Genomic DNA, 25,877 nt, shown 5'->3' with positions numbered 1-25,877 from the left:
ATACGTTGCGAATGTAACAAATTATGTTACTAACGTAAAGCAATACGTTACGGCGTAACATAATTTGTTACAAATTCTACGACCGAAATGAAGACTATAGGCGTAATTATTTACCGCCGCTTTTTTCGTATTTCCTTATAATCTCCAAAGCTTTTTCGTATTCTTCTCGTTTGATTTCTTCCTCTTTATCTTCATTTTTCTTGCCGAACGCCTTTTCTATCTCTTTTTTTAACTCTTCGGGCTTTAAATGGGCGTATCTCTGGGTCATGTTAGGCGTCCGGTGTCCCAAGAGTATTCCCGTCTTATAAAGTGATACGTCGCTCATGGTAAGAGCGCTTGCAAATACGTGCCTTAAGTCGTGGATATGCAAATCTTTTAATCCGGCATTGCGGCAGGCGGTATGAAAGGAACGTTTAAAATCCGTCAATTTTACTCCGTTTCGATTAAATACGTATGGACAGTCTTGATTTCTTTCAATGCCGGTTAAAACGGCTTCCAATGGGGCGGAAATAGGGATACGCCTGTCGTATCTGGTCTTCGTCGCCTTAATTGCAATAACTCCGTTCTTTAAGTCCACGTCGTCCCATTTAAGATTTAGAGCTTCGCCTTTGCGGCAACCCGTATATATCAAAAAAGATATTAAATCTTTTGTAAGCTTATTCGTAGCTCCGTTAATGAGCTTCCCTATGTCTTCGTCGGATAATGTTTTAAGGCGGGATAATTCGTTTAGTTTTTTAATGCCGACGCAAGGGTTCTTATCGATATAGCCTTTCTTGATACAGAAGTTAAAGAAATTTGAAAGAATTAAAATCTCTTTATTTAGATATGCAAATGAAACTTCGGATTCTTTTTTGCCGATATTTTTAGGCATAGATAATATCTCAAGTCGCCTTTTTAATCTATAATTTTCTATTTGGTCGTTATTGATTTCAGCAATTTTCTTATTCTTAAAAACAGGTAAAAAATGTTTAGATATCCATCTTTTTACTTTTTGAGTGGTTAACGCTGTTGCCTGCGAATCTAAATATATTTTCCACAAGTCTTCAAAAATATAATCTACCGTAGTCGGCAAGTCGTGCTTTTTCCTGAGCAAATCCGCTTTAATCGTATCCGCTATATGCTCGGCAAGCTTTTTGTCGCTTGTTTTGGTAGAACCTTTATAACGTTTGCCGTCTATCATAAAGTCGTAATGGTAAAATTTACCTCTAAGCCTTATGTTTCCGGACATTTTCGTTCTCCTTGCTTGTAAATTCTTTTAAAAAATTTGGGACAAATTTGGGACAAAAATTCTATAAAAATTATAAAATTTGTGCAAAATATAATCAATATAAAATTTATTAAGGGAGTCTGGAAAGGCTTATTTATTGCGGTTTATACTGGTAGGCACGGGCGGTCTCGAACCGCCGACCCCTACCGTGTCAAGGTAGTGCTCTAACCCCTGAGCTACGCGCCTAAAAATTTGGAAATAAAACTAATATATATTACTATTAATCCTTTTATTTTGTCAATAAAGATTTTTAACCATTTCTATACAAGTTGATTTTTAAATAAAAATAATTAACTCGTAAAATATTTACCTTGGACGTCAGCCGGTTAGCATAAACATAAAACCGGTATTTATGAGTCATCCCTGCCGGTATAATCTAATAATACTTTCAATGATAAAATATCGGTTTTAATGTTGTCTAAATCGTTTTCTTTTTCCTTTTTTTCTATTTTTTCGTAAGCAAATTTTTTGATTGCAAGCTCTATATCAAGTTCGATTTCTTTCTTGTATTTATCGAAAAATCCATTTCCTTTTTTATCGATAATTGCTGCGACTTGTTTTTCTAAATCGTTTTTTTCTTTTTCTAATTCTATTTTTTCTTTAATCATGTCATTTTCCATTTATTGACCGTCCCTTTTTTAAATTATTTTTTATATATATTGCCGCGAAAATTTAGTTGGAACCTACCTCTTTTATTATCGAGTCAAAATTATCGCCGACTCTAAAATTTCTCAAACCCTTATGATACACCTCGTGCGTTTCGTATTCGTTAAAATTATTACGCCTTATACTTATTCTTATCTCTATACTTTTACCGCAACAATAAAACTTTCTTTTAAATTCATGCGTATATTCCTTGGACGATTCTATGTTTTCCGTTATTATCTTCTTAAAATCTCCCCTGTTTATTGCTAAATCAAACGGCTGTCCGCATTTTTCGCACTCAAAAAACAATTTAGCTACTTCCATTAATAGGCCTCCCGTTAATATTGTTTATGATTTATTTTTGAATATTATTTTATCAATTTACTTCAAAAATTTATTCGGCGTAGCTTTATATATAATAATAGACGATTATATAATTATAATATTTTTTTATCGAATTTAATAAATATCTTTATATTAATATATTAAAGTTATTGCATAAAAATATAAACCGATTAATTATATCTTTTTTTTATTGAAATAAAATTTAATATATTATAAAATCAAATTAACTTTAGTAATATATTTTTATGATAAAATTTATAATATAATATATATTTTAGCGAAATTGAAATATAATGTAAATATTGCTTAAATAAGGGGGTAGAAATGTTCAAAAATGCGTCTTTAAAAACGAAATTTGCGGTAATTATGATAATTATCGGTTTCGGCGCTAACCTTTTAGTTGCCGCCGTTTCTTTTTATTATATTCAAAAATTCAAAAAAAACGAACTCACGCATGAAGCGGCTATGGTTCTGTATGCCGAAAAATCGACAAGAGATTATACTTCTAACGAATTAAGGCCTGCCGTCATGAAAGCCACCCCCAAATTTGTTATGCAGGCCGAATCTGCTACATTTGTAGCGCTTGGCGTTGCAAAACTTATTAAAAAATTTCTTCCTCATTACATATATTCCGAACCTACTTTAAACCCGTTAAATTTAAACAATAAAGCAAACCCGTTTCAACAAAAAATTATACAAAAATTTAAAAACAATCCCGATATTAAATCATTAAGCGGCTATCATATTTTTAACGGACGTTCATATTTTTACGTTATGAAACCTGTAGTCGCAAAAAATGGATGCATGATCTGTCACGGCAATCCCGAAAACAAATCCCCTATTACCCAAGCTATTGTTAAAAAATACGGCGGTACGCACGGCTGGCATTGGAAACCGGGGCAAATCGTCGGTTCGTTAAGCGTATTAGTTCCTACAAAATATATGGATAAAGTAGCTTTTAGAAGTTCTTTGATAATAGTATTGGCAATATTTATTCTTCCATTCTTGGCATTCATCGTAGCGCTGTTTTTTATCAATAAAGCTATAATTAAACCTATTCATGAAATGACTAAATTAGCCGAGGATATTTCAATGGGAAAGTCTAACGAAAATTTTGAAGTAAAAGGGAACGACGAAATAGGTTTGCTGGCTAAATCGTTCAACAGGCTTAAAGCAAGCTATCTTAAAGCTCTGCAAATGCTTGCGAATAAAAATAAGGATAAATAAAGCGGCAATAGCACAATATATTACTTTAAATCACGGCTGGATGCTATAAAACTGATTTAAAAATTTATATTTCATATTTCGGCTTTCGCATTACAAACGTATGCAGTTTTTATGCAGATAAAAATTTATTGCGGCGGATTAAAGCAATATTATAATTGCAAATTATTATAATATTGCTTTATAAATGCGCTTATCCTTTCATTTAAAACGCCTGTTATAGATTTACCTTTAAGCTTTTTTTCTTCTTGCCGTGCTTTTAGTTCGTCAAAGCCGGTTATTATAGAGCTGAAAATATCTATAGCCTTATTGCGGTCTATTTTACCGGAAGCTACATAATTTTTAAATTTATTTATATCGTTTACGTTAAAATATTCCGTTATAATTTTTTTTACTATATCGTCGTTTCCGTCGTACGCCGCAATTAAACCGTCTATAATATCGTATAACAAAAATTCGGGTGTTCCGTATAAATCGAAAGCGGCGCTCAGAGAATTAAGAATATTGTCTATATTTGCAAACATCTCTTTTTCGCCCGTTTCGTCACCAGTTTTTATTTTGCTCGATTTACTAGATTTACTATATTTTTCTTTTTCATTATTCAGATTGCCGTTTATATTTTTATTTTTTATAAGTAAATCAATAAAATGAGCAATTTTTAAGTTTTCAAATTTATAAAGATAAGGTACTTCTATAGTTTTTAAATTCAGCATATCTGCATTAACGCCTTCTTCGTTTTTAACTCTTTTTATTTCGCCGCAAAGAGGAATTATAAATTTAGAATAAGCGTTTCGATTTAATAAAGGAGCATTCGGATATGCGTTTATAAAGTCGTTAAACAAGAAAATGGGAACGACTTCATGCCTGTCGTAAACATTTATTATAATGTCTATAATTTCTCCCATTTCGGAAACTATATCAAATAAACTAAAATTTTTATCCGGTAGCGTCAAAATAATAAAGGACGAAGGAATAATTTTTATAGATGCGCAATAATCTATAATTTTTTTAGCTTTATCGATATATGACCGTTCTTTGTCTTTTTTTGTTTTTGAAAAATATGAAATCTTTTCTGGCAAAAAACTTTCTACGCCTATTTGAATTTTGGTAAAATTAGCCTGTTTTAGCTTATTTAAAATGTCTTCGTCCGTAATATGCTCTACTTTAAACATAGCCGTAAAACTGAATTTTTCATTGAACTTTCCGGCGATAATACCGTCTAAAAATTCATTAAGCCATATTTTATTCTGAACAAAAAGATCGTCGTCGAAACTAAAACCGTAAACATTATGACTGCTCGCTTCTTTTATAATTTTTAAAAGGAACTTCGTGCTTAATTTTCTGTATTTATAATTAACTATAGAACAGTAGGTGCATTTTCCCCAGTTGCAGCCTCTTTGGGCATATAAACCTACGGATTCAAACTTAAAATCGTCGTATATATCCCAAGGATAATCCGTATATTCAGCATTGATTTCGGTTTCCGTAGGAAAAGGCGGTATGGTATTCGTAAATTCTTCCTTAGTCATTATATTTTTATAATTTGAATAAAATATATCAAAGTCTTCATGTGAAGCATCTATTTTTTCAAAAAATCTGATTTTCCCATTGTTTAATTTTATTGCGGTATTTGAAATAGGACACTTTATCGTATATCCCGAAAGTATTCTTTCGAAAAAAATATTTTCCGGTATTTTTGCTATAGGAGAAAGATAGCGTCCCTTTCGTTTAAACAACAGTCCCATATGTTCGGGAGTGCAATAATATGCTTCCTGCTGTGTTATTCCGGATGTTAATTTTTCCGGATAATTTTGGAAAATTAACGAATTAAGGTCTTCCGCCTTATAATCTCCGTTGTTATTTAAAACCAAAACGTTATTTTGATTCAATACATTGGCAATACCTTCTAGCACTGCGGGAAGAATTTTTTCGGCGTCGCCTTCTATTGTAACATCTATGCCTTCTGCTTCTATAATATCTTTATAATAGCCGTAAACTCCGGTTCCTCCGAGAACGTTAACGGTAAAAGGACTGTATTCTTTAACTTTAATAGCCGTCTGGAGTATTTTTCTTAATTTATCGGAACTCATTAAAGAAAGAAGGCACACATCATAATGCATAGCTGATTGTTGCGTTATTGGATTATTTTTGTTTGCGGTATTTTTAAATGCTTCAAGAAGCATTTTTTCCGACGCAAAAAAATCTACTTTGTAACCTTTATTTCTCAAAAAAGAAATAAAAAAGAGTATAGGCGGGGCTTCTTTGGAATTAAAACTTTCATAATCTACATAAAAAGCAATTTTATTTTTTATCTTTTTCGTCATTTAATTTTTTTATTATTTAACGATTATTTTAATTAACAAACGGACTAATCAGCTGATATACTATAACTTTTAATGCCTTTAGTCAATAATAAACTCTAAAAAATCCTTATTAATATTGCGGTTATTACATTGATTGTATATCTTAAAATTCATTATAGGCATGCCGCTAAACTAACCGCCTTATAAATAACGCTTTATAACTAATTGCTTTTTTTAAAAAATATGATACACTAATTAATAGATATGATTATTCATATATTTATATTTAATTTTTAAATTAAATTAATTTTTTTTAAATCAATGAGGGGGGGTTTATCAATGAAAACGAATGAAAGCGGCACCGACAGGATAATAAGAGTTATTATAGGAATAGTTTTAATAGTCGTCGGCGCATTAGCGCTTAAGGGCGCAGAAGTATTGGGAATTATACTTATAATAGTCGGTTTAATAGCTTTAATTACTGGAATTACCGGATTTTGCGCATTATATACGCTGCTTGGAATAAACACGTGTAAAAATTGCCAAAAGTAAAATAATTACGCGCAAACGGGAGAGAATATATTTTTTTAGCCTGGGTTAATATCTCTCCCGCTTAGCAGTCTTTCGCTTTCATTTATACATGTATTTATTTTTAGAAAATAAAGAATAATAACGCTACCGTTATTTAATGCTTTATAATTTTTAAGTTACCCTGTTGACCTTTATTACTCCTTTAATAGATTTAATACCGTCAATAATAGATTCCGCCTGTTTGTTGTCTCTCACTTCGATATCGAACAAATGAACCGCTCTTCCGTCTATAAGAGTTCTGACCTGCGCTTTTGATATATTAGCCTCTCTGGCAGATATCAAAGATGCTATATTGGCTAAAACGCCTTTTTTATCGTCGGTTATAATCCTTATTTTTGTTTCAAACAACTCTGCTTTGGATAAATTTGATTTATTTTTGGAAGTTTCTTTCCAATTAACGCTTATAAGCCTGCTTTCGTCTATTCCTATTATATTTCTGCAGTCTGTTTTATGAACTATAACTCCCCTGCCCCTTGAAATAAATCCTACTATATCATCCCCAGGTATAGGACGGCAGCATCCGGCAAGCTTATAAAGAAGGCCGTCTCCCAGCGAAGAAACTACAGCATCGTTGCTAGTCGAACTTGGCTTAATTTTTTGAATAATTTTATTAATTACGTTTCCGGTCGTTTTTGTAATTAAAGATAATTTGTCCGTCTTTTTATAATTTGGTATGGCTAAAGAAAATATATATTGAGGGGAATATTTGCCATAACCTATGGCTGCAAACAGTTCTTCTTCAGTTTTTAACGAAAGTTTCTGCATCGTTAAAAATAATAATTCCTTAAAGTCTAAGGATTTATTTTCTAATTTTTTAAATTCCTTTTCTAAATTTTCTTTGCCGGCGGCAATACTTAATTCTCTATCCTCCTGCCTGACGTAATTTCTTATTTTAGATATGGCTTTTGAAGACTTTGCATATTTTAACCAGTCGTTTGAAGGATGATGTCCTTCTTTCGTTAAAATTTCTACTATATCGCCGTTTGAAAGTTTATATTTAAGAGGCACCATAACGCCGTTTACTATAGCTCCGGTAGTTTTGTCGCCTATTTCGGTATGTATGTAGTAAGCAAAATCTATGGGCGTAGAATCTTTCGGCAACGCTATAACTTTTCCTTTCGGCGTAAAAACATAAACTTCTTCCTGAAAAAGATCTATTTTTACGCTGTCCAAAAATTCATGCGGATCTTTCATATCTCTTTGATATTCCACAAGCTGTCTTAACCAGTTAAACTGCTCTATGTCTTCTTTTTCAACTTCTTTTATGTTTTCTTTATATTTCCAATGTGCAGCTATGCCGAACTCGTCTATAAAATGCATCTCTTTAGTCCTGATTTGAATTTCCACCCTCATACCTTCCGGACCTATTACCGTCGTATGTAATGAGCGGTATAGATTTGCCTTAGGCATGGCGATATAATCCTTAATCCTTCCGGAAATAGGTTTCCAGATTGAGTGAACTATGCCCAGCGATTCATAGCACTCGGTTTCGTTATCCACTATGATTCTAAGCGCCAGTAAATCATAAATATCCTCAAAGCTGACGTGCTGTTCCATCATCTTTTTGTAAATGCTGTAAAAATGCTTTGGCCTTCCGTATATTTCAGCTTTTAAATTATGTTTTTCTAAATATTCCTTAAGAATATCCGTAACTTTTTCTATATACTTCTCTCTTTCCGTCTTTTTTTTATTTATTTTGAAAGATAAATCTTTGTATGCCTGTGGATTTAAATATTTAAGAGAAAGGTCTTCCAGTTCGCTTTTTATAAAAAATATTCCAAGTCTGTTAGCTAAAGGTGCATAAATATCTAAGGTTTCCTGCGCTATTTTAATCTGTTTTTCTCTCGAAAGAACTTCCAGGGTTCGCAAATTATGAAGCCTGTCGGCTAATTTTATAACTATAACCCTTATATCCTTAGCCATTGCGACTATCATTTTTCTGATATTTTCGGCTTCAAGTTCTTCAGAGGTTTTAAAGTTCAGTTTGCCCAACTTAGTCAATCCGTCGACTATAAAAGCGACTTCTTCGCCGAATTCGGATTTGATATCTTCTATCGTCGTTAAAGTATCTTCTACGGTATCGTGCAAAAGAGCGGAAACTACGGAAGCACAATCCATCCTTAAACCCGCAACTATAGCGGCAACTTCGATCGGATGGGTAAGGTAAGGCTCGCCGGACACTCTTTTTTGCCCCTGATGCATTTTTTTGGAAAATGTATAAGCCTTTTTGAGCAGTTTGAACTTTTCGGTATGAATTTCTTCTATGCTTACGTCGTCAAGAGTATTTATATTATTCCTAAAAAGCTCTATTATATTGTTTAAGGCGCTGAAATCGTTGGAGGGATTAACCGTTACAAGGTTTTCGTTTGAAATACTCATAAAAAAATAGATGGTTTATTTTACTTCCGCTGTTTAACGCCGACATATCCCTGCGCTATCTCCCTTAACGCTACGACGATAGGCTTATTTTTTGAAACGACTTTCGGTTCGGCTCCTTCCATAATCTGTCTTGCCCTTTTTGCCGCTATTATTACAAGCGTAAATCTATTTTCCACGTTTCTTAAACAATCTTCGATAGTTACTCTTGCCATTTAAATTCCTCCGTTTAAAATTTTGTAGTTTTCCGTTTAGACCTTACCATTTTGTGACGGTGCCAGAATTGAATTCCGTCCTTTCAATTTTGTGACAGTGCCAGAATTGAATTCTGGCACTGTAATATATTTATTATATCATTGTTTTTGGATTTAAGCTTTAAATTTATTTAAATTTTTACATCTCTCGGCGATAACGATAGATTTTAATTTTGTATATGCCTCTTTTAAATCGTCGTTTGTAATAATATAATCGTAAAATTCACTGCGCTTAATCTCTTCGTAAGCAGTAGATAGCCTTTTATTTAATTCGTCGTCGTTTAACCCGCCTCTTTTTTTTAATCTTTCCTTTAATTTTTCATAGGAAGGCGGAGCAATAAATATAGTTATTAAACTATTGCTTTTTAAAGCGGTATCTTTTTTGTTTTTATATATCTTATTTAGCTTTTCAACGCCCTGAACGTCAATTTCCAATAAAATATCGTATAAAGAATCCGGATTATAAACCGATTTGTATGCGGTGCCGTATTTTTTGCCGAAAACATTTGCCCATTCTATAAATTTATCCGACCCTATCATCTTATCGAATTCGGTATCGCTTATAAAATGATAGCTGACGCCGTCTATCTCGCCCTCTCTTTTCGCCCTGGTGGTAAAGGAAACACTCGGCTTTATATCTTTAAATTCTTTCAAAAGCATACTGCATAAAGTAGTTTTTCCGGTGCCGGAAGGAGCGGACACTGCAAAAATTAAACCCTTAGGCTTCCCGTCGCCGTGAAGCGATTCATTCTTAAAATCAATATTTTCCTTATCATTATTCATTTTTATATTTTTGATTTTTAAAATTATGTTATTAATTACGTTTGATGCTCTTTCCCTTCTAATCTTGCAATAATCGTTGAAGTATTAAGCGCAGAAAGTATGATATGTCCCGAATCTGTAATAATAACAGACCTGGTTTTTCTTCCCTCGGTAGCATCTACTAAATTATTTCCATCCTTTGCCGTTTCTCTAAGTCTTTTCATCGGCGAAGAACTAGGAGAAACTACTGCTACGACTCTGTTCTGCAAAACTACGTTTCCAAACCCTATATTTATAAGTTTTTGCATTTAAATAAAAATTAGATTATTTTTATAGAACTTGTTTATTATTTTATATAATTATATATTATAAAGTTTTTTCTTTATTTCGCCGAAAATCCGAAAGTAACAGTTCCTCTAACTCGTTAACGCCTACCGCGTATGTTCCAAGCTGGGAAACCGCAATGCTTGCCGCGGCGTTTGCGATATAGCATGCATCGGTAATACAAGCTCCGACGCTTTTTGCAACAGCCAGCGTCGAAATAACCGTATCTCCTGCACCGGTAACGTCATAAACTTCTTTTGCGCGCGCTTTTAGATGTAAAGGACTCCTCTCGTCGTTATAATAAAGCGACATGCCGGACTCTCCCCTTGTTATAATCAGGTAATCCGGTTTGACTTTTTTCATAACCGCCCTGCCTGCTTTTTCAAGCGTTTTTTCGTCTTTTATTTTAATGCCTGAACCGCCTGAAGTTTCATTTAAATTTGGAGTTAAGACTGAAACATTTTTATAGAATTTGAAATTTTCAACCTTCGGATCAAGAGCTATAAATTTATTCTTTTCTCTTAAAAAATTAACTAAACTTGAAAAAAAATTTTTTTCTATTAATCCTTTGCCGTAATCTGAAATTATTACCGCATCTATTTCATCGGCAATATTTTTGATTCCTTCAAGAAGCCTCCTGTAAACCGAAGCATTAAATTTTCCATTATCTTCCCTGTCGAATCTCACGATTTGCTGATTATGGGCAATTACTCTGGTTTTAATAATCGTTTGAAAATTTTTTAAAGTTAAAATATATGAACTATCGACATTGCCGATTAATTTTTTTAATATATCGCCGTTATAATCGTTTCCTACTACTCCGGCTATATAAACTTTTGCGCCGAGTTTAGCCACGTTGCTGACAACGTTTGCGGCTCCGCCAGGCATAAGCTTTTCCGACTTAACGTTAACGACCGGCACCGGAGCTTCGGGAGATATTCTGTTAACGGTTCCGTAAACAAAATGGTCGACCATAATATCTCCCACGACGAGTATTCTGGCCTGACTAAATTTTTTTACTATATCTATCAAATTTTTTGAAAACGGGATAGGCATCTAATCTGTTTATATTTTTATAAATATTTCATAAATAAATCTATAGTTTTATCCGCACAATTTTCGATATTAAACCTTTCTTTAATGGTTTTTGCGGCAGAATCGGCAAGTTCGTTTAAAACCGACATATTATTATACACGAAAATTAATTTTTGATAAATAGCATTTATATCTCCTTTTTTAACCACAAAACCGTTTTTACCGTCTTCTACCACTTCAGGCATGCCTCCGGCATCAGAAACGATTACTATCTTTTTCATAGACATTGCTTCTAAAAGTGCAAGCGGAAGTCCTTCTTTCATAGACGGAAAAACGACGACGTCTAATTCATTTAAAAAAGAAACTAAATTATCGCCTACAAATCCTACAAAATATATGGAGTTATAAATATTTAAATCTTTAGCTCTTTTAATCAGCGCATCCTTAAGGCTGCCTGCACCGGCAATAAAAAACTTAGCCTCAGGTATTTTAATGAGAACGAATTTTGCTGCTTCGATAAATAAATCTACACCTTTTTCGCGGGAAAGCCTTGCAATTATACCAACGCTAAACTGTCTTGCCGCATTATCGGCACTATTATGATTATTATTGCCCATATCCTCCGAAAAAAAATATTCTTTTCTTGCCGGAAGACCTTCCGCTTTGGGATTAAACTTTAAAATATCTATTCCGTTGTAAATAACGCCTAATTTTGTTTCATTCATCCCTTGGGATATTAAATTTTCTCTTACCGCATTAGATACGCAAATAACGTAATCTCCGTATTTATACTGCGCTTTTTTGTTTAATCCGTGTGCTGTAGAAATAGATTTTTTTTTCGCTATTTTTGAAGCTAATGCCCCGATAAGATTTGCTTTAGACAAATGCGTATGAACTATATCGAATTTATTCTTTTTTATAAAATATGCAATTTTTAATATCGTAAACGGATTATATTTAAAATCCACTTTTAATATTTTGAAAGGCAATCCGCTTTTGGAAAAAAACTGCTCTACCGATAAATCCGGATTTTTATTGTTACCGGTAGCTGCAGAAAGTATAAAAACCTCGTGTCCCTTTTCTATAAATTTTTTTGATAAGTTGGCTACGTAATTCTCTGCTCCTCCAATATTTGACGGAGTAATAAATTCTAAAATTTTCACTGTAATATATAATGTATGTTATTTGCGTTATTAGTTATTATAAGTTATTTATTTTTTAAAAAAGCTCTTATTTTTTTATATGCATTAGAAGTTTCGTTTATCGAATCTTTTACTATTCTGTAAATAAGCATCTTAAAAAATTGCGAAGTTCCTTTTTTTTCTTTCAAAAACGTTTTAAAATCGTCTACTTTCCAGTCTTGTTTTGAAGCAAGTTCTCTGAACGGCGCCGGATGAAAATCTAAATTTTTCCTGTCGATTCTTTCAAGCCATCCAAAGTCGGAATATATATACTTATCGATGCGCGGATCGTAATTTGAAACCCAATTTTTCAGCCTGTTAATTATTTGAAAGTTATAAAGCCTTTCCATTTCTTTGTCTTTTTTATACATATCTGCCGGATTTTTAGCCCTGCCATAATGAAACATATTGACGTTCAATGGCAAAGCATTTTTATTTTCAATGTTTATTTTGACGCCGTTTAAATCTTTAAAACCCATAGCGTCGCCCCATGATAAAACAGTTCCATCGTTCCTAATAATTCTTACTTCTCTATCGTAAAAAAATCTTTTTTCCGACCGTTTGGCATAAGAAAAATAGCCTCCGAAGAAGTGTATATAGTCAAAAACAAAGCCTTTAACGTTTTTATCGTTAATATTTTCTTCAAGAACGCGTAAAATCTTTTCATAATCTTTTTCATGGATGCCTTCGTCGCACTGCACATAAAGCCCATAATTTCCGGTAATATTTTGTATCGCTAAATTGGTTTTTTCGGATAAAATAGTTCCGCTTTTTTTTGTAATTTTCCAGTCGGATTCTATTAATTTAATTTTAGGATTTAAATCTTTCAGTTTTTCGAGTTCGTTTTTAGTTTGGTCTGCACTTTCGCACACGACTACGATAAATTCATCGACTAAAGGAAGCGCCGACATAATAGATTCTTTAAACGGATAACCCATTAATATGCCGTTTCTTATAAAAGTAAAACCAGAAATTTTCATTTTTTATTTTTATTAAGCTAAATAGTAAATATATTATATATGGTTTAGATTATTTTTAATTTTTTTAAAATTAAATTTAAACTTTAATGTGATAATTAAGCAAAAAATCGTATCCTTCTATAAGGTCTTCGTACAAAATATTATTCATACAATCTGGATATCTTTTAATTTTATAGTTTTCGGTATCGCATAAATTTTTAAAGCAGTGATAGCATCCAATTTTTTTGTCTATTATAAATAATTTATCGGACATAGGGGCGCAAATCGCAGGGTCTGTAGAGCCGAATAACGCTATAGTCGGAACTTTAAGCGCCGAAGCTAAATGCATGGTTCCGTTATCTACCGTTACCGCTAATTTTGAAAGATAAATTAATCCGCCGAGAGTAAATATATCGGTTAAACCCGTTAAATTAAAGCTCATATGTTTATTTTCGATCTGATCGCATATCTCTTTGGAAATATCTGTATTTTTTTTGCTTCCGGTAATTATTACGAAATATCCTTCTTTGTTTAAAAAGTCCGCAAAAACCGAAAATAAGTAAGGCGGCGATTCCTTAGACTTCCTTGTCGAACCTGGAGAAAATAAAGCTAATTTAAAATTTTCGTCTGTTATTTCCGTTCCGTATCCGTTAAAAGAATTTTGAAGAATATTTTTAGCATTTTTTATATCGCCATCTTCTATATCGTAAACATAATTTTTGCTAAAATATTTATTGCTTGCGTTAATATAAAACGGTTCGACAAGTTTTAAAGACTTATCGATATTATTTATTTCTCCGTCAAATTTTATGGGGTAGCGTAAAAAAAAATTATTTAAAAACTTTTCCTGTCCAACCTGTTTCTTGGAAAGCAGAAATCCAAGCATAGTAAACTTTAAAGAAGTAAGAAAATTAATGCAAATATAAAATTTACTTCCGTTTGTTTTATTAATATTTCTAAGCGTTAAAAACAGTTTAAAAAATGCCGCAATACCTTTTATACCGTTAAATTTATCCGTTTCTATTATTTTATAGATATCTTCGTTTCTTCTCAAAACAGCGGAAGCATTTTTAGAAACGACCACTACTATCCTGCTTTCAGGGAATTTAAGCTTCAAAGCCCTTATTGCCGGCGTAATAGTTAATACGTCACCGATATAATTATGCCCGAATATTAAAATATCTTTCATTTTTTATTAAATAATCCTTTTTAATTATATCTAATACAGAGTCTGGAGTAATTCTTTTCATGCATAATACGCATTCCGTTAAATTTTTATCGTCTATTTTATTAAGAGGGCATTCTTTTTTAAAGCAGGGAATACATATAAGGTTGTCCCTTAATACCGTAAAATTTTTTCCTACCGGTCCTGTAAGATTAGGATCCGTCGGCCCAAATAAAGCTATTGTTTTAAGGCTGTCTATTGAAGCCGCTACGTGCATTAGTCCAGAATCGGGCGTTATAAAATAATCCATTTTAGATAACAGTTCTTTAGCCTGCTTGAGCGTCGTTTTTCCGATTGCGCTGACTACGTTTTTGCCGTTTAATGCCTGCAATATTTCATCGGATAGATATTCTTCCCCTTTGCCGCCAAAAATTATTATATGTATATTATCGCCAAAAAAATCCAATAGCCGCCTTGAAATTTCTATAAAATATTTTGTAGGCCATCTTTTAGTTTTCCAAGTTCCGGTAGGATTTATGCCTATAAATATTTTGTTTTCAATATTTTCAAAACTATTTTTTAAGAAATCTTCGGCAAATTTTTTATCCTCCGGCGAGGTAATAAGAACGGGCTGAGGCTTCTCAATTTTTGCTCCGCCGCTGTTTTCCGCCAAAAAAAGATAAAAATTTACCGCATGCTCTAAGGGTCTTCCCTGTCTTACAATTTTTCTATTACATAAAAAACCTAACTTTGCATATTCTTCGTAATATCTGACCGGAGCGCCGCTTAAAAAAGAGAAAATAGACGTTCTATCAACACCCTGCAAATCGATAACTATATCGTAGCGAAAATTTCTGATTTTTTTTATTAAAGACAAATAATCCCTAAATTTAAATTTTTTTTTATCTACAACAAGAACCTCGTCCACGTTAGGATTTAATAAGGCTATGTCTTTAGATTTATCTTCAATAAGCCAAGTAATAAAACTGTCCGGATAGCCTTTTCTGATAGACTCTACCGCAGGGGTCGCAAGAAGGCAGTCTCCTATTGAACTTAATTTTATAATAAGTATATTCATTAACCTTCATACTTCATTATATTTTTATAATGAATGCAATAATAATCTATATTAATTTTCATATAAATATAAAGACAAAGATAAAAATAAATTAATAAAAAAGCCTGACTTTAAAAATCTTTCTTTTAAATTTAAAAAAATTTGTATTATGTCTTATGGCAACTCTTTTTAATGCAAAAAAATCTGCATTTTTTTTCACTATGCCGGTTTTAGTTATGCAGGCTCCTTCAAAACCGGCTTTTATAACAAGTAATTTAACGTCCTCGCTATAATCGCCGTATGGATATGCAAAAAAATTTATTTTAATATTTAAGAGTTCCTCTAATTTTTTTTTAGAGTCCGATATTTCATCGAAAGCTTTTTCCGGATAAATTTGGGTAAGATGGGGATGCGTTACAGTATGTGCGCCTATTTCGATACCGTATTCCGTCAGCTCCTTAAGCTCCGATACGCTTAACATTTCGTCTTTATTTTCTCCGTTTTTAATATCCCACTCGTTTAGTCCTCCTGTAAGTCCGGAAACCATAAAAACCGTAGCATTTACCCCATTATCGCGAATTATTTTAAATCCACCTGAATAAACGGATTTAGAGCCGTCGTCAAAAGTTATTGAGACATATTTTTTATTATTATTTATTTTTAACTGTTCCCCTAAATCATTAAGTCGTCCGTCTTTTTTATTTTCACCTGCGTAATAATAATCATACGTCTTTTTTAATTCAGACAACGTTAAAAAAGAATAACCAGCATTTTTCAAATATTTAATCTGCCTGTCGAAATTTTCTTCGGTAACGTATAAACCCGGAAATTTGGCGTTTTCGGGGTACCTTCCTATCTTATGATATAAAAGAATTATAAATTTTGGGTTTTTAATCATATCTTGTTTATATTATTTTATATTATACTATAATTATAAATTTTTTAAATTCAAATTGTAAATTATTTAAAAACATTATAAGATATTTATAAGGGACATGAATATTTAAATATGACTGAAAACATAGATTATAAAAATTATAATTTCAAAAATTCAAGGATTGCTTTATCTATTATAATTCCTGCTTATAACGAAGAAAATAGAATAAAGCAGACCATAATCGCATTAAGGTCTTACCTGAAATCGAAAAAATACTCGTACGAAATAATTGTAGTAGATGACGGAAGCAGCGACGGAACTTTAAACGTGCTTAAAGATTCTTTATCGACCGATTTAAGGGTAATAACTATCACTAAAAGCGGCAAAGGCGCAGCCGTTAAAGAAGGAATACTTTCCGCAAACGACGAAAACGAATACGTTTTTTTTATGGACGCGGATCTTTCCACGGGAACGGATGAGATCGGAAATTTTATAGATATTTTTAAAAATGAACCTGAAACAGACGTGATAATCGGTTCACGGTATCTTCCCGAAGGAGCAGTCATAATACAGCCGCCTTTCAGAAATTTAGTCGGCAGAACATTCAGTTTTATTAAATCCAAATTGCTTGGAATTAATTTTTTCGATTCGCAATGCGGATTTAAAGCTTTCAGAATGCGGACGGCAAAAAAGATTTTTGCAAAATCGGAAATTAAAGGTTTTTCTTTCGATGTGGAAATACTATATATAGCTTTATTAAATAATATAAAAGTTAAAGAAGCCAGCGTAAACTGGCGGCATAAACCCGGAGGACACGTTAATTTAATCGCCGATTCCATGCCTATGCTTATAGAGCTTTTTCAAATATTTATAAATAAAAACAAATATTTTTTATAATTAGAATGTCCGCCTTAAGATATAATTAAACAATAGACAGTCAGCCCGCCTCTACGATGATTTTTAAAAAATTAGACAAATCCTTTTACGTTCGCGGCGATACCGTTAAAATAGCAAGGGAACTGCTCGGAAAATATTTAATGACCGATATAGACGGCAAAGGCTTAACCGGAGGAAAAATAGTCGAAACTGAAGCCTATCTCGGAGCTATAGACAAAGCGTCGCACGGTTACGGAAACAAAAAAACGGAAAGAAATAAAAATTTGTACAAAGAAGGCGGCTACTCATACGTTTACTTTATATACGGAATGTATTACCTTTTTAACGTAGTCACCGGAAAAGAAAATTTTGCCGATGCGGTTCTTATAAGGGCAATAGAACCTGAAATAGGCATAGATATTATGCTGGAGCGAAGAAATAAAAATTTGAAAATAAAGAATAAAGAAAACACAAAAAGAATTACTTCCGGCCCTGGTCTTTTAACCGTAGCGCTTGGAATAAATTTAAAACATAACGGCATTCCGATTTGCGAACAGAATATTTTAAAAAATAAAGGCGAAAAGGACGGCAGTTTAGAAATATGGCTTGAAGACAGAAATATAAATATCGGCGAAGATTTAATAATTTCGACGCCAAGAATAGGGGTGGATTACGCCGCCGAACATGCAAAATTGCCTTACAGATTTAAAATAAAAGATAATGGATGGGCAAGCAGATAGGGACTTTAATTAAACGTAAGTCAGCCATTTTTCATATTTTTTATTTCCGCCCTTGACTATATCAAAAAATATTTTTTGGAGCTCTAATGCAATTTTACCGGCTTTTCCTATTCCTATACTCCTGTCGTCTATCTCTCTTACCGGAGTAACTTCGGCGGCGGTTCCAGTTAAAAATACCTCGTCGGCGATATAAAGTTCGTCCCTCGTCACTCTTTCTTCCTTAATAGTCAAACCCATTTCTTTGCTCATAACCTCTATAACGCTGTTTCGAGTAATACCGGGCAAAACTGAAGACAGCGGAGGAGTTTTAATATAACCGCCGGAATAGATAAAGATATTTTCTCCGCTTGCTTCGCAGACAAATCCTGAAGTATCTAGCATTATAGCTTCGTCGCATCCCGCGCTTACGGCTTCTTTTTTGGCAAGAATTGAATTTATATACTGCCCTGTCGATTTAGACATACCCATAAAAGTATTGACGTGAAATCTTGCATATGAAGAAACCTTAGCTTTAATGCCGTTTTTTAGGGATTCCTCTCCAAGATATGCCCCCCAGTACCATGCCGAAACCGCTACCTTAGTATCGTAATTTTTCAGGAATATGCCTAATCCTCCGCCGTCGCCGATAAACGCTATCGGCCTGATATAACATTCTTTGAATTTATTTACCTTTACGGTTTCTATAACAGCCTTTTTAATTTCCTTCTTTTCATATGGAATAGGCAGTTGAAGAATATGGCAGGAGTCGTAAAGTCTGTCTATATGTTCGTCCAACCTGAATATTGCGGAACCTTTCTTTTTTGTTTCATAGCATCTTATGCCTTCAAAAGCGCCTAATCCGTAATGAAGGGAATGGCTGTTTACGGAAACTTTTGCATCTTTATAATCTAAGAATTTTCCGTCCATCCATACTTTTGAACCTTCAAATGGACTGCCGTTTTTTTTACCTGCCGTTTTTTTGTCTTTCATGATTTTTCGCTCTTTTAATTTTTATTTATATTTATATTTTATTGGGGTTAGTTAATAAAATTAATTCTATTTATTTTTTTATTTATATTATGATTAATATACTATCGTTATCATTAACGGTATACGCATAACGGCTGTTAGAATTATAAGTGCTTTATTATATTATCATTTACGGAAAACGTCCGCAATAGATTTTTTATAATCCGGATATAATACTCCTTTTTCGGTTATTATGGCTGAAACGTATTTATTTGGAGTAACGTCAAAAGCATAGTTAGCCGCTTTTACGTTTTCCGGAGCTATTCTTTTGCCAAATACGGAAACTACTTCGTTAACGTCGCGCTCTTCTATCGGAATTTCGTCGCCCGATTTAATATTGATATCTATAGTTGAAAGCGGCGCCGCGACATAGAAAGGAATATTGTTTTCTTTAGCGAGGACTGCAACCTGATAAGTACCTATTTTATTGGCAACGTCGCCGTTGGAAGCTATTCTGTCCGCACCGACTATAACGGCGTTTACTCTTCCTTTTCTCATTAAAAGACCTGCGGAATTATCGGCTATAAGGGTTACCGGTATTCCGTCTTCCATTAATTCCCAAGTAGTAAGTCTTGCGCCTTGAAGAAAAGGCCTCGTTTCGTCGGAAATCACCGATATTTTTTTGTTTTCCGAAACTGCGGCTCTGATAACGCCTAGAGCGGTTCCGTAACCGGCGGTAGCCAACGCTCCTGCGTTACAATGGGTAAGAACGTTATATCCGTCTTTTAAAAGGGCTGCTCCGTACTTTCCCATATTTTTGTTAATTTCTATATCTTCATCGTAAATTTTAACGGATTCTTTTCTTATGCGGTCAACCAATGTTTTTAAATCTGAATTTGAATTATTATGTTCTTCGTCTAAAACAAGTTTTTTAATCCTATCGACGGCCCATCCGAGATTTACGGCGGTAGGTCTTGCAGAAAACATAAAATCGGCTATATCGAAAAACTTTTTTTTGAATGATTCATAATCTTTTACTTCAGTCGATTCAAGCAAAGATTTAGCGCCGAGATATAAACCGAAAGCGGCGGAAACTCCTATTGCAGGAGCGCCTCTAACTATCATATCTTTTATTGCATCATAAACTTCTTTATAAGTTTTTAATTCAACGTAAGTTACTTCGAGAGGGAGTTTTCTTTGGTCTATCATTTCGACTATGTCGTCGTTTCTTAATCTTAGCGTATAAAAAGCCATTTTTTAGCCTCCGAATAAAACTTAAATGTCCTATTTATTTTCGTCTATATATTTTCGCAATATCTCGTTAGCTTTTTTAGGATTTGCTTTACCTTTAGTTTTTTTCATAATTTCGCCCACGAAAAAACCGAACAGTTTGTCTTTCCCGCCTGCAAGGTCGGTAAATTCTTTCTGATTTTCGGCGACTACCTGTTTTACTATATCTTCTATGCCTTTATCGTCCGAAACTTGGGCAAGATTTTTTTCTTTAATTATTTCGGGAGCGCTTTTACCTGACGAAAGCATTTCGGCAAGTACTATTTTACCGGTATTTCTGTTTATACTCCCTGATTCTACAGCCGTTATAAGCTCAAGAAAATTTTTAGCGTCAACAGTCATTCTCTGCCTTCTTTCTCCTGATTCTTTTAATTTTAATTCGGAAAGAAGTTCGTTTATAACCCAGTTTGCTAATTTTTTTATCTCTATTCTACCTGAGTTTTCTTTAATTAAATCTTCAAAATAATCAGCTATATATTTATCCTGAGTGAGTACTTCCGCATCATATTCTGTAAGTTTATACTCCGAAACATATCTGCGTCTTTTTTCTGCAGGAAGTTCCTTAATAGAATTTTTTATTTCGTTAATAAATTCTTCGGAAAGAATTAACGGCGGCAGATCAGGCTCTTCAAAATATCTGTAATCATGTGCTTCTTCTTTGCCTCTCATGGACCTTGTAATATTTTCCTTAGAATCGTACAATCTTGTTTCCTGAATTACTTTCCCGCCGCTTGATATCAGGTCTATCTGTCTTTCTATTTCATACTCGATGGCTTTCTCCACGAATTTAAAAGAATTTACGTTTTTAATTTCCGCCCTTGTACCAAGTTCCGCATCGCCTTTCCTTTTGACCGAAACATTGGCATCGCACCTGAAGCTGCCCTCTTCCATATTTCCGTCTGAAACTCCAAGATATACCAGTATTTCTCTGAGCGATTTTAAATAAGCGGAAGCTTCGGCCGCTGAACTTATATCGGGTTCGGAAACTATTTCCACGAGGGGCGTGCCTGCCCTATTTAAATCGACATATGACCTGTTTCCTATATGAATTAATTTTCCCGCGTCTTCTTCTATGTGAAGGCGATTTATCCTTATTCTTTTATTAATTTTATTTTTTTTAGAAGCGTCTTCGGTTTCTATATCTAAATAGCCGTTGGAAGACACTGGATCCAAATATTGCGATATTTGATAGCCTTTAGGCAGGTCGGGATAAAAATAATTTTTCCTGGCAAACAAGCTTTTTTTATTAATATTAATATTCAAAGCAAGAGCCGCTTTCACAGCAAGTCTTACAGCCTCGATATTTATTACCGGAAGGGCGCCTGGCAGAGCAAGACAGACGGGACATACCGCAGTATTCGGTTCCATACCGAAAATATTCGGACAAGAACAAAACATTTTTGTTTTGGTGAGCAGTTGGGAATGAACCTCAAGCCCTATAACCGCCTCGAATGAATCGTTATTACCGTGCATATTTTATCCTCTTTAAAATATAATCATTCAAAAATAAATAAATCTGACACCTTTATTTGTTTATTTGGACACCTTTATTTGACACCTTTATTTTTTTTTATTTTTTCTCTGAACTTAACTTCGTCCTCTATAATTTTTGCAACGGAAAGAAGCCTGTCTTCAGTAGCCCACGGCGATATAATCTGCAGTCCTACCGGAAGAACGCCGTCCGGTTTCGTAGGATTTTTTACGACTCCGATAGGTATGCTTAAACCAGGAAGATATGCAAGATTAACGGAAATAGTGTAAATATCGGACAGGTACATACTTAGAGGGTCGGCCGTTTTTTCTCCGATTAAAAACGCAGGCGTCGGTGAAGTCGGGCCGATTATGATATCTGCTTTTGCAAACGCATCTTTATAATTTTTTATAATAAGTTTTCTGACTAAGGAAGCTTTTTTATAATAAGCGTCGTAATAACCCGCCGAAAGCGCAAAAGTTCCCAGTATTATGCGTCTTTTAACCTCGTTTCCAAACCCGGCTTCACGAGATTTTCTGTAGAGATCGTCTAAACTTTGTATAGTCTCTCCGTCTTTTCTGTTATATCTGTAACCGTATCTTATGCCGTCGTATCTTTCGAGATTAGAGCTTGCCTCGCTAGTGGCGGTTATGTAATATGCCGATACGGAATATTTGGTATCGGGAAGAGATATATCGACTATGTTTGCGCCCAAGTCTTTCAGTAAAACCTTTATTTCAGAAACTTTTGAATTTATTTCGGGGTCTAAACCGTCGGAAAAAAATTCTGCCGGAATTCCGACTTTCAATCCTTTTAATATGGATTTATCGGCTTTTTTAACTATTTCGGCATATTTTTGTACGTTAAATTTTCTCGTAGTCTGGTCTTTTTCGTCGAAACCCGCAACGGCTTCAAGCATAACAGCGGCGTCAGCGACGTCTTTGGAGAGAATGCCTGCCTGGTCTAAAGAGGAACTAAAAGCAATTATGCCGTATCTTGAAATCAAGCCGTACGTGGGCTTTAATCCGACTACTCCGCAAAGGGCGGCAGGCTGCCTTACCGAACCTCCGGTATCAGTTCCGAAAGAACCCGCGCATAAATCGGCCGCAACAGAAGCGGCTGAACCGCCGCTTGAACCGCCTGGAACCCTGTTAAAATCGTAAGGATTTTTTGTTATTTTATATGCGCTGTTTTCGGTCGAAGAACCCATTGCAAATTCGTCAAGATTCGTTTTGCCCAAAAAAACATAATTATTTTCTTTAAGTTTCCTTACTACGGTAGAATCATAAGGGCTAATAAAATTATCCAATATTTTTGACGCGCACGTGGTTTTTTTACCTTTTATCAAAAAAATATCTTTTATGGAAAGAGGTATTCCGGTAAGTACCGGATAATCTGAACCGGAAGATATAATTTTATCTGCGGCTTCGGCATTTCTTTCGGCTTCTTCAAGGTCGTTGTAAAGATAAGCGGAAATTTCCGGCTCTACGGCTTCTATTCTTTTTACGTAGGAATTAAGAATATCCGTGCTTTTAACTTCCCTTTTCTTTAAAAGACCGGCAAGTTCGCTTATAGTCAACCTGTATAAATCGTCCATGTTTTGCTGTCCTCTTAATTGTCTTTATATTTTATTTTTTATTCTATAACCTGCGGCACTACAAAAAAACCGGATTCGGTTGCAGTATCTTCCAAACCTAAGCCGGCAGTTTGCGCTTCAAAGCTCGGCGCATTAGATTTTACTATTTCAAAATCGAACGTATCGTCAGTTTTGCACTCGTCGATACGGCAGTCTTTATAAAATCTTTCGTTCAAACCTTCGTTTGAAATTAACCTGTCGTAATCAAGTTCGTCAAGAATGCCTTCTATTTTTGAAACGTCGGCAGACTGTATCATGTCTATATATCCGATAATTTTATTAAGTTCGGAAGCAAAATGCGCCGATTCTTCTTCGTTTAAATCTAATTTTGCCAGTTTCATAACATGATTTATATCCATTATATAAATCTCCTTTAAATTTTAAATCCAAAAATAATTTAATAATATTCGTAAGTATCTACTATTTCTTCTATCAGTTCTTCCGGTATTTCCCTTAAAAACCTTGAAGGCATATTATATTTATAATCTTTCCCCGACCGCCGCCTTTTTGCCCATGTAAGATAAAGTTTTTCTTTGGCGCGGGTAATCCCGACATAACACAGTCGTCTTTCTTCCTCTAAGGACATTTCGTTGTCCAAAGACCTTATATGAGGGAAAAGATGTTCCTCGAGTCCGGCTATAAAAACTACTGGAAATTCAAGTCCTTTTGCGCTGTGCAGAGTCATTAGAGATACTTTCGTTATATCGGAACCGTATTCTGAATTAGGCTCTTCTTTAGTATCGTTTATTGCGCTCTGGTCTAAAAATTCGGTTATATCGTCAAAATCGTGCGCCGCGTTAATTAATTCTTCTATATTTTCTATTCTGTTTCCGTCAAGTTCGTTGGACTTTGCGACTCCCGCCTTAAGCATACTCTCGTAACCCGATTTTTTATACGTAAAATTGATTATATCCGCCAGTTTATCCCCTGTTTTTATTTCCTCCGAATCGACGTTTTCTTTAGAATAAGAAACTGCAGATTCTATCATATGCCTTATTCTCAATATAACGTCAAAATAGTTTGCGATGCCTGAAGAATTAGAATTAGAGGCTGAAATCTCTTCATTGAAATCTGCGCTTAAAATGCTCTGAATCTGCATATTGCCCAGTCCTCTTATCGATGAAAATAAGCCGTTTTTTAAGGCTTTCAAAATATCGAATCCGTTTTTAGCGGCGATATCCTGCATATTTTTAATAGTTTTTTCGCCGGCCCCTGTCGGAACGCACTGGATACTTCTTTCAAAGCTCACGGCGTCTCGCGGATTAACTGCAAACCTTATAAAAGACAAAATATCTTTTATCTCTTTTCTCTGATAAAACTTTAATCCGCCGTAAATATTATACCTTATGCTTTCTTTTAAAAGCCTGTCTTCTATAACTCTCGACTGCGAATTTGCCCTGTATAATATAGCTATGTCTTTATTCGAGTATCCGTCCTCCCTAATAAGCCGTCTTATCTCTTTTGCTATATAATAGCTTTCCGAATAATCGTTATTTGCCTGGTAGATAGTAATTATACTGCCGCCGCCTTTTTTATCGGTCTTTAAAGTTTTATCTTTTCTCAGTTTATTTCCTTTTACCAAAGCGGATGCGGCATTCAGTATGTTTTTGGTAGAGCGGTAATTTTTTTCAAGTTTTATTACCGAACAGCCTGCATAGGTTTTTTCAAAACTCAAAATATTATCTATGGTAGCGCCCCTGAAACTGTATATAGACTGATCGTCGTCTCCTACTACGCATATATTTTGATGTTTCTGCGCAAGAAGCTTAATAAGTTTATCCTGTATATAATTAGTATCTTGAAATTCGTCGACCATAATATATTTGTAAAGATTGGAATAACGTTCAAGAATAGCGGGATTATCGCGCAGTAGTTTTACGGCGTTAAACAAAAGGTCGTTAAAATCCATTGCATTGCTTTCTTTGAGCTTTTTTGCATATTCGGAATATATTACGGCGTAATCTTTTTCCCAGGCTCTTACGCCGCCGAAAGATTCATCCGGAGTAATAAAAGAATTTTTATTTTTTTCTATAAAATATTTCACTTTGGACGGCGTTACTATTTTTTCGTTTAAATTTAACGACTTAATGATCTTAGAAATCACTTTTCCTGAATCGTCTTCGTCGAAAACGACAAAAGACCTTTCATAGCCGACTAAATCGGCGTGTCTTCTTAAAAGTTTTAAACAAAACGAATGGAAAGTAGAAAATTCCGGCAGTCCTTGAAGGGCACCGCTATCGCGTATACCGACATTATCGGCATCGGGATATCCGTCGTAACCTAAAAATTCATCATGCTCTTTATATTTAAGCGCTTTTTTTATTCTTTCTTTCATTTCGCGGGCCGCTTTGTTGGTAAACGTCACGCCGAGTATATTATAAGGTTTTGCTTTGCCGGTTTTTATAAGATGGACTGCCCTTAAGGTTATAACTCTGGTCTTTCCAGAACCCGCTCCCGCAAGTATTAAAAGCGGTCCGTCAGCGTGAGTTACGGCTTTTAGCTGTTCTTCGTTTAATCCGGATAGATAATCCGTTTCTTGTATATTATTCAC

General features: G+C 34.2%; 24 protein-coding genes and 1 tRNA gene. 4 read left to right on the top strand and 21 right to left on the bottom strand.

Annotation, left to right across the window (positions count from 1 at the left end; all coding sequences use genetic code 11):
• Positions 1 to 106: 106 nt before the first annotated feature.
• The 4 genes from EVJ48_05415 to EVJ48_05400 form a co-directional block, all read right to left on the bottom strand.
• Positions 107 to 1,228 carry a site-specific integrase gene (locus EVJ48_05415; protein RZV39153.1) on the bottom strand — a complete coding sequence of 374 codons (1,122 nt, stop codon included), beginning with the start codon at positions 1,226 to 1,228 and terminating at the stop codon, positions 107 to 109.
• 149 nt (positions 1,229 to 1,377) lie between these two features.
• Positions 1,378 to 1,453, bottom strand: a tRNA-Val gene (locus tag EVJ48_05410).
• A 164-nt stretch (positions 1,454 to 1,617) separates the two neighbouring features.
• Complete coding sequence (locus tag EVJ48_05405; protein ID RZV39152.1) at positions 1,618 to 1,887, bottom strand: hypothetical protein; 270 nt, start codon at positions 1,885 to 1,887, stop codon at positions 1,618 to 1,620.
• A 52-nt stretch (positions 1,888 to 1,939) separates the two neighbouring features.
• On the bottom strand, positions 1,940 to 2,236 hold the full coding sequence (locus tag EVJ48_05400) for a hypothetical protein (protein RZV39151.1): 297 nt from the start codon (positions 2,234 to 2,236) through the stop codon (positions 1,940 to 1,942).
• 345 nt (positions 2,237 to 2,581) lie between these two features.
• Here EVJ48_05400 and EVJ48_05395 point away from each other — a divergent pair, with 345 nt between their 5' ends.
• Complete coding sequence (locus EVJ48_05395) at positions 2,582 to 3,484, top strand: DUF3365 domain-containing protein (GenBank protein ID RZV39150.1); 903 nt, start codon at positions 2,582 to 2,584, stop codon at positions 3,482 to 3,484.
• Between the two features lie 149 nt (positions 3,485 to 3,633).
• Here the strand turns inward: EVJ48_05395 and EVJ48_05390 are convergent, their stop codons facing one another.
• Complete coding sequence (locus EVJ48_05390) at positions 3,634 to 5,805, bottom strand: hypothetical protein (protein RZV39149.1); 2,172 nt, start codon at positions 5,803 to 5,805, stop codon at positions 3,634 to 3,636.
• A gap of 318 nt (positions 5,806 to 6,123) precedes the next feature.
• Between EVJ48_05390 and EVJ48_05385 the strand changes: the two genes are divergently transcribed.
• The gene (locus tag EVJ48_05385) at positions 6,124 to 6,336 is read left to right on the top strand and encodes a DUF2892 domain-containing protein (GenBank protein ID RZV39148.1); all 213 of its coding nucleotides are present in this window, start codon (positions 6,124 to 6,126) and stop codon (positions 6,334 to 6,336) included.
• Positions 6,337 to 6,486: 150 nt separating this feature from the next.
• Here EVJ48_05385 and EVJ48_05380 read toward each other — a convergent pair whose 3' ends face one another.
• From EVJ48_05380 to EVJ48_05335, 10 genes are all read right to left on the bottom strand, one after another.
• A complete protein-coding gene (locus EVJ48_05380) occupies positions 6,487 to 8,754 on the bottom strand; it encodes a bifunctional (p)ppGpp synthetase/guanosine-3',5'-bis(diphosphate) 3'-pyrophosphohydrolase (protein RZV39147.1) in 2,268 nt (755 codons plus the stop codon).
• Between the two features lie 20 nt (positions 8,755 to 8,774).
• Positions 8,775 to 8,966 (bottom strand): DNA-directed RNA polymerase subunit omega, encoded by a 192-nt coding sequence (locus tag EVJ48_05375; protein ID RZV39146.1) that lies wholly within the window; start codon positions 8,964 to 8,966, stop codon positions 8,775 to 8,777.
• A gap of 153 nt (positions 8,967 to 9,119) precedes the next feature.
• Positions 9,120 to 9,788 carry a guanylate kinase gene (locus tag EVJ48_05370; GenBank protein ID RZV39145.1) on the bottom strand — a complete coding sequence of 223 codons (669 nt, stop codon included), beginning with the start codon at positions 9,786 to 9,788 and terminating at the stop codon, positions 9,120 to 9,122.
• A 35-nt stretch (positions 9,789 to 9,823) separates the two neighbouring features.
• Positions 9,824 to 10,075, bottom strand: coding sequence for a DUF370 domain-containing protein (locus tag EVJ48_05365; protein RZV39144.1), 252 nt, complete (start codon positions 10,073 to 10,075; stop codon positions 9,824 to 9,826).
• A gap of 58 nt (positions 10,076 to 10,133) precedes the next feature.
• Entirely contained in the window at positions 10,134 to 11,147 is a 1,014-nt protein-coding gene (gene rfaE1, locus EVJ48_05360) for a D-glycero-beta-D-manno-heptose-7-phosphate kinase (protein ID RZV39143.1), read from the bottom strand.
• Positions 11,148 to 11,164: 17 nt separating this feature from the next.
• Positions 11,165 to 12,289, bottom strand: coding sequence for a glycosyltransferase family 1 protein (locus tag EVJ48_05355; protein ID RZV39142.1), 1,125 nt, complete (start codon positions 12,287 to 12,289; stop codon positions 11,165 to 11,167).
• A gap of 44 nt (positions 12,290 to 12,333) precedes the next feature.
• The gene (locus tag EVJ48_05350; protein RZV39141.1) at positions 12,334 to 13,287 is read right to left on the bottom strand and encodes a glycosyltransferase; all 954 of its coding nucleotides are present in this window, start codon (positions 13,285 to 13,287) and stop codon (positions 12,334 to 12,336) included.
• Between the two features lie 76 nt (positions 13,288 to 13,363).
• Positions 13,364 to 14,455: a glycosyltransferase family 9 protein gene (locus EVJ48_05345; GenBank protein ID RZV39140.1), complete on the bottom strand. Its 1,092-nt coding sequence runs from the start codon at positions 14,453 to 14,455 to the stop codon at positions 13,364 to 13,366.
• On the bottom strand, positions 14,427 to 15,509 hold the full coding sequence (gene waaF / locus EVJ48_05340; protein RZV39139.1) for a lipopolysaccharide heptosyltransferase II: 1,083 nt from the start codon (positions 15,507 to 15,509) through the stop codon (positions 14,427 to 14,429). Before waaF ends, EVJ48_05345 begins: the two co-directional genes overlap by 29 nt.
• Before the next feature lie 91 nt (positions 15,510 to 15,600).
• A complete protein-coding gene (locus tag EVJ48_05335) occupies positions 15,601 to 16,386 on the bottom strand; it encodes a polysaccharide deacetylase family protein (protein ID RZV39138.1) in 786 nt (261 codons plus the stop codon).
• A gap of 111 nt (positions 16,387 to 16,497) precedes the next feature.
• Here EVJ48_05335 and EVJ48_05330 point away from each other — a divergent pair, with 111 nt between their 5' ends.
• Both EVJ48_05330 and EVJ48_05325 read left to right on the top strand, forming a co-directional pair.
• Positions 16,498 to 17,262: a glycosyltransferase family 2 protein gene (locus EVJ48_05330; GenBank protein RZV39137.1), complete on the top strand. Its 765-nt coding sequence runs from the start codon at positions 16,498 to 16,500 to the stop codon at positions 17,260 to 17,262.
• A gap of 56 nt (positions 17,263 to 17,318) precedes the next feature.
• Entirely contained in the window at positions 17,319 to 17,981 is a 663-nt protein-coding gene (locus EVJ48_05325) for a DNA-3-methyladenine glycosylase (protein ID RZV39136.1), read from the top strand.
• Between the two features lie 9 nt (positions 17,982 to 17,990).
• On the opposite strand, the gene EVJ48_05320 is transcribed toward EVJ48_05325, so the two are convergent.
• The 6 genes from EVJ48_05320 to EVJ48_05295 all read right to left on the bottom strand — a co-directional run bounded on the left by EVJ48_05320 (position 17,991) and on the right by EVJ48_05295 (position 25,877).
• Entirely contained in the window at positions 17,991 to 18,950 is a 960-nt protein-coding gene (locus EVJ48_05320) for a branched-chain amino acid transaminase (GenBank protein RZV39135.1), read from the bottom strand.
• A 165-nt stretch (positions 18,951 to 19,115) separates the two neighbouring features.
• Positions 19,116 to 20,183: an S-methyl-5-thioribose-1-phosphate isomerase gene (mtnA, locus tag EVJ48_05315; protein ID RZV39134.1), complete on the bottom strand. Its 1,068-nt coding sequence runs from the start codon at positions 20,181 to 20,183 to the stop codon at positions 19,116 to 19,118.
• 30 nt (positions 20,184 to 20,213) lie between these two features.
• Positions 20,214 to 21,692 (bottom strand): Asp-tRNA(Asn)/Glu-tRNA(Gln) amidotransferase subunit GatB, encoded by a 1,479-nt coding sequence (gene gatB / locus EVJ48_05310; protein RZV39133.1) that lies wholly within the window; start codon positions 21,690 to 21,692, stop codon positions 20,214 to 20,216.
• Between the two features lie 74 nt (positions 21,693 to 21,766).
• A complete protein-coding gene (gene gatA / locus EVJ48_05305) occupies positions 21,767 to 23,287 on the bottom strand; it encodes an Asp-tRNA(Asn)/Glu-tRNA(Gln) amidotransferase subunit GatA (GenBank protein RZV39132.1) in 1,521 nt (506 codons plus the stop codon).
• A gap of 38 nt (positions 23,288 to 23,325) precedes the next feature.
• The gene (locus EVJ48_05300) at positions 23,326 to 23,685 is read right to left on the bottom strand and encodes an aspartyl/glutamyl-tRNA amidotransferase subunit C (protein RZV39131.1); all 360 of its coding nucleotides are present in this window, start codon (positions 23,683 to 23,685) and stop codon (positions 23,326 to 23,328) included.
• 38 nt (positions 23,686 to 23,723) lie between these two features.
• On the bottom strand, positions 23,724 to 25,877 hold the full coding sequence (locus EVJ48_05295; GenBank protein RZV39130.1) for an ATP-dependent DNA helicase PcrA: 2,154 nt from the start codon (positions 25,875 to 25,877) through the stop codon (positions 23,724 to 23,726).

It is taken from the genome of Candidatus Acidulodesulfobacterium acidiphilum (assembly GCA_008534395.1).
Classification (GTDB): Bacteria; SZUA-79; SZUA-79; order Acidulodesulfobacterales; family Acidulodesulfobacteraceae; genus Acidulodesulfobacterium_A; species Acidulodesulfobacterium_A acidiphilum.
Note: the sequence above shows the minus strand (reverse complement) of the source record. Positions and strands in the feature narration are given on the sequence as shown.